Annotated in this window: 3 protein-coding genes; 1 reads left to right on the plus strand and 2 read right to left on the minus strand. The window is 67.0% G+C overall.

Translation table 11 applies throughout. The annotated features are described in order from the left end of the window. The first annotated feature begins 584 nt into the window (after window positions 1-584). Window positions 585-2,267: an energy-dependent translational throttle protein EttA gene (gene ettA, locus BN1056_RS00290; RefSeq protein ID WP_210578177.1), complete on the plus strand. Its 1,683-nt coding sequence runs from the start codon at window positions 585-587 to the stop codon at window positions 2,265-2,267. A 436-nt stretch (window positions 2,268-2,703) separates the two neighbouring features. Here the strand turns inward: ettA and BN1056_RS00295 are convergent, their stop codons facing one another. Together BN1056_RS00295 and BN1056_RS00300 are read right to left on the minus strand one after the other, a co-directional pair. Further along, on the minus strand, window positions 2,704-4,023 hold the full coding sequence (locus tag BN1056_RS00295; protein ID WP_210578178.1) for an Ig-like domain-containing protein: 1,320 nt from the start codon (window positions 4,021-4,023) through the stop codon (window positions 2,704-2,706). Between the two features lie 411 nt (window positions 4,024-4,434). Beyond that, on the minus strand, window positions 4,435-5,277 hold an 843-nt coding region (locus BN1056_RS00300), incomplete at its 5' end, for an acyl-CoA thioesterase (RefSeq protein ID WP_244671413.1).

Consider the following 5,277-nt stretch of genomic DNA (forward strand, 5'->3'; position numbering starts at 1 on the left):
ATCCTGGACACTTTGGGCCGCCACGCACGGGAACGAGCGCCGACGGCGGGCCGTGGGCGGACAGGCCGTGGTGAGGCCGGGCGGTCCCGGCGGCCGCGCCTGTCTCGGCCCCCTACTTGGACCGAGTCCCTCCAGTTGGACCGCCTGAGAGTGCGTCCGGGGCGGCTCAAGCGCAGCCCGGCGGTCCGAGTACAGCCAGACGGTCCAAGCAGGCGCGGGTTAGCCGGTTGAACCGCAAACAGCCACACACCCCGGACGCCACCCCAACCCCCGTCTCCACACCCTTAAACGCGAAGAGCCCGTAAGTCCGGTGCGCACACGGGTTCCTTGCGGGGGCGGTCGGCTCATTGGCGGTTCGCCCGGTATGTCGGCACCCACGCGGGTTCCTTACCGACAGTCGTGGGCGTGGCGGAGGTGAGTGTACGGCGTCACTGGCCTGCGCCGTCGTCGTCGGTCCGCAGCTCCCGTAGGCTGGGTAATGGTGTGCGCCGACGACGCGACCCGCACCCCGGCGCGGCCGGGGAGCGTCGTCGTCGGGGCACGAGCGAATCCGAGCAACCCCTTTCGAAAGGCGTATCAGACCTGTGGCTGAATTCATCTACCAGATGATCAAGGCGCGCAAGGCGCACGGTGACAAGGTCATCCTGGATGATGTCACCATGGCTTTCCTCCCGGGAGCCAAGATCGGCATGGTCGGCCCCAACGGCGCCGGCAAGTCCTCGATCCTGAAGATCATGGCCGGCATCGACCAGCCCTCCAACGGCGAGGCCCGGTTGTCGCCGGGCTATAGCGTCGGCATCCTGCTGCAGGAGCCGCCGCTGAACGAGGACAAGACCGTGCTCGGCAACGTCGAGGAGGGCGTGGCCGAGCTCAAGGGCAAGCTCGACCGGTTCAACGAGATCTCCGCCGCCATGGCCGACCCCGACGCCGACTTCGACGCGCTCATGGCGGAGATGGGTACCCTGCAGGACGAGCTCGACGCCGCCAATGCCTGGGACCTGGACTCGCAGCTGGAGCAGGCGATGGACGCCCTGCGCTGCCCGCCGCCGGACGCCGAGGTCAAGAACCTCTCTGGCGGTGAGCGTCGCCGTGTCGCCCTGTGCAAGCTGCTGCTGGAAGCGCCCGACCTGTTGCTGCTGGACGAGCCCACGAACCACCTCGACGCCGAGTCCGTGCTCTGGCTCGAGCAGCACCTGAAGACTTACAAGGGTGCTGTCATCGCCGTCACCCACGACCGGTACTTCCTGGACCACGTGGCCGAGTGGATCGCCGAGGTCGACCGTGGTCACCTCTACCCCTACGAGGGCAACTACTCCACCTACCTGGAGACCAAGGAGAAGCGCCTGGAGATCCAAGGCAAGAAGGACGCCAAGCTCGCCAAGCGTCTGAAGGACGAGCTGGAGTGGGTGCGTTCCTCCGCCCGCGGTCGCCAGGCCAAGTCCAAGGCGCGTCTGGCCCGCTACGAGGAGATGGCCGCGGAGGCCGAGCGCACCCGCAAGCTCGACTTCGAGGAGATTCAGATTCCGCCGGGCCCGCGCCTGGGCAACCAGGTTCTGGAGGCCACCAACCTCAAGAAGGGCTTCGACGGTCGTACGCTGATCGACAACCTGTCCTTCACGCTGCCGCGCAACGGCATCGTCGGCATCGTGGGCCCGAACGGGGTCGGCAAGACCACCCTGTTCAAGACGATTGTGGGCCTGGAGCCGCTCGACGGCGGGGAGCTCAAGATCGGCAAGACGGTCAAGCTGTCCTACGTGGACCAGAACCGCGCCGGCATCGACCCGAAGAAGACCCTGTGGGAGGTCGTCTCCGACGGGCTGGACTACATCCAGGTCGGCCAGGTGGAGATGCCCTCGCGCGCCTACGTGGCCTCCTTCGGCTTCAAGGGCGCCGACCAGCAGAAGCCGGCCGGGGTGCTCTCCGGCGGTGAGCGCAACCGTCTGAACCTCGCGCTCACGCTGAAGCAGGGCGGCAACCTGATCCTGCTGGACGAGCCCACCAACGACCTCGACGTCGAGACGCTGTCCTCACTGGAGAACGCGCTGCTGAACTTCGCGGGCTGTTCGGTGGTCATCACCCACGACCGCTGGTTCCTGGACCGTGTGGCCACCCACATCCTGGCCTGGGAGGGCACCGAGGAGAACCCGGCCTCCTGGTACTGGTTCGAGGGGAACTTCGCCTCCTACGAGGAGAACAAGGTCCAGCGCCTGGGCGTCGAGGCCGCCCGCCCCCACCGCGTCACCTACAGGAAGCTCACGCGCGACTGAGCCGAGTCAAGCCGAGCTTGCTCGGGCTTGCGAGGCGATGGAGTCGCGTTGGTTGCGGGGCGAACACGCGCGACTGAGCCGAGTCAAGCCGAGCTTGCTCGGGCTTGCGAGGCGATGGAGTCGCGTTGTGGGCGGGCGAACATCTGCTCCGCACCCGGCCGCCTGTTGCGACACTTTGTGCCCTGTTACGACGTTTTGCACCCTGGTGTGCGGCGTTTTGCCGCACACCAGGGTGCAAAAGTTCGTAGTAGGCGCTCGCGAGGGAAGAACGGGGGAAGAGGAGGAGGGGAGGGTGACTGAGCCCGTCTCGGCCTCCCCGCACACGTTGGCGTGGACAACCCGATAAAACGGGTGGGGCCCCGGACCGTTGAGATCCGGGGCCCCACCCGTTTTCGCTGCCGGGTCGAAGCTCAGCTAGGCAGGCGGACGAACAGCGTCACTCGCGAGCCCGGGCGCGCTGGAGTGCGACCGCTCCGGCGATCAGCAGCGAGCCTGCGCCGAGTACGAGCACCAGGCTGTTGGCACCGGTGCGGGCCAGCGAGCGCTGGGGCGACGGCGTGGAGGAAGCGGTGACAACCACGCGGACCGCGCTGGGCGTCGTCGAGGCGGTGGCAACCGGGGTCTCCGACTCGCTGGGGGTGGCGGAGGGCGACTCGGAGGGAGTGGCGGACTCGGTCGGCGTGGGCGACTCGCTCGGGGTTGCGGAGGGCGACTCGGAGGGAGTGGGAGACTCACTCGGAGTCGGGACGACCGGCACATTGCCGCTGGCGGAGCCGCCGCCGTTGCGGTGCGTAACGGTTGCCTCCTTATTAAGGGTGACACTCGCCATGGTCACCGAGGCGTCGTCGGTCCAGGGGCCGTCGCCGGAGAAGGTCATGGGGATGCGGACGCGGGCGTACTGACCGACCGGGACCACTACGGTGCCCGAGATCGTCTCATCCGTGCAGCTGGTAACGGTCACATTGGCCGTGGTAGCGCCGGTAGGGTCGCCCCAGACGTCGCGGCCCGTGTAGGTCGAGCCCGAAGCCGAGCAGGTGAAGGACTGGCCGCCCGAAGTCAGCGTGTCGGTCCATTCCACGGCCAAGGAGTCGGCGTCGCCGGCCATCTCCTGGGTCACGACGGGAACCTGGATGGTGATGTAGCCGGTGCGGTTTCCGTCCGCGTCTGCGGCGTTGACGGAGCCCCACTTGTTGATATCGGTGGGCAGGGAGTCGCAGTCACCGACGCACTGGCCGATCGGCACATCAACGGTGGTGGTCTCGCCGTTCGTGTTGAACGTCAGCCTGTGGTTCTCACCGGGAGTGATCTCGTTGGTGAGCCAGGCGTCGATCCAGCCGTTCAGGGTGATGTCCTGGTGAGACTCGACGTACTCGGTAAGCGTGACGACGAGCTTGCCGTCCGCGTAGGTCATCGTGGCGGCGGTGTCACCGTCATCGGTGTTCAGGTCCCAGGTGGAGCCTGAGTCGAAGCGAAGCTCATCGGGAACGTCGATGGTGTAAGTCTGGTTGGCGCAGTGGCCGTCCGCGAGGTCGAGGCTGAACTGCAGCCTCAGATCCTGCCAGGGGTTAACCGGGTTGTCGGCAGAGACCGGTTCGTTGTTTCTCAGGAGCACGATGTCCGGAGTTTCGTTGGTGGCAGTGCACGTGTCTTCGGCGGCGCTTGCCGAGCTGATGAAAGTAGCGGGGACGATCATCACCAGGGCCAATGCCCCGAGAGCAAGTACCGCCAGAAGGGTGGAGGCGGTGCGGGAGCGCATGGGACTCCTTTCTCAGGCCGTTATCGGGAGAGTGTTTTGTATCCAGGACCGTCGCGACGACTGCGCGCTCCCGCCTGACACGTCGGTTGTCACCACGAGAAGGCGGGAGCGCGCAAGTCAACGGCGCTAGGTCTCAATTGTGTAGCATACCTTTGACGGAGGGCTCTTAAGCGCGTTTGCGCGGCATTACGTGTAATAGACTGTTGCGTTTATCACCAACCCGCTAGCAACGGCCTTGCGAGCGATCTCGTGTGATGGTTTTCGTGTATGCGCCCCTTACGGCGACGTCGGCTGTCGGTCCGAGACGGTATCGGGTGAAGATGGCGTCGGCCCGGATCGACGCCAGGCCGAAACTGAGCCGGCTCGGGCAAGCGTCGGGCTGGTCCGAGCCGGTGTTGCGTCGAGACGGCGTCAGGCCGAGGTCTGCGGATCCACGGCCTCCGGAATCGGCCCGCCGTCGTCGCCCTCGGCCACCCGAATCGCCCAGTCGCCGCTCCCATGCGAAGTAGCGGTCGGAGTGCGGATCATGCCCTCCTGCGCGATCGTGGAGACCAGGCGCCCGGCGGAGTCGAACACCTCCGCCCGGGCCATGGAGCGCCCGCCCTGGGAAGTGGGGGAGTCCTGCACGAACAGCATCCAATCCCCCGCGTCGACGTCGCGGTGGAACCACTGGGCGTGATCCAGGGTGGCCAGGCTCATGCCCTCGCTGCGCCAGGACAAGCCTTGACTGCGCAGCGCCGGCTCCAGCATGACCTGGTCGCACATGTAGGTCAGCAGTGCCCGGTGCACCGTCTGGGTGGTGTCGGGTGGAAGCGCCCCGCGCGAGCGCACCCACAGGTGCTGGCGGCCCTCCGTCTGCTTGCCGGGGCGCAGGTAGATGTTGCCCTCCACGTGGCGGATGTCGAAGGCGGTGGTGCGTCCCAGGAACTTGGCCACCGGGTGATCGATGGAGCGGAAGATCTCCAGCGCACTGGTCAACTCCTCCGGCCGCGGCACGTCGGGCGCCTCGAGCTGCACCTCGGTGCCCTCCTGCCGCTCCTGGAAGGAGGAGACCATCGTCAGGATCGGCACCCCGTCCTGGGTCGTGGTGGTGCGGCGCTGGGAGAAGGAGCGGCCATCATGCATCCGCTCCACCTCGAAGCGCAGTGGCTCGCCCGGCTTGCCGCCGCGCATGAAGAAGGCGTGCACGGAGTGCGGCTGCCGGGGGCCGTCGCCGTCGTCAACCATTGTGGCGGCTGCCGCCAACAGGCCCTG

This window comes from Actinomyces succiniciruminis, from assembly GCF_900002405.1.
In the GTDB taxonomy this organism is placed as follows: Bacteria; Actinomycetota; Actinomycetes; order Actinomycetales; family Actinomycetaceae; genus Actinomyces; species Actinomyces succiniciruminis.

What these genes read in the sequence shown, in the direction of transcription:
- BN1056_RS00295 (WP_210578178.1), bottom strand. Translation starts at nt 4,023, where the DNA reads ATGCGCTCCCGCACCGCCTCCACCCTTCTGGCGGTACTTGCTCTCGGG.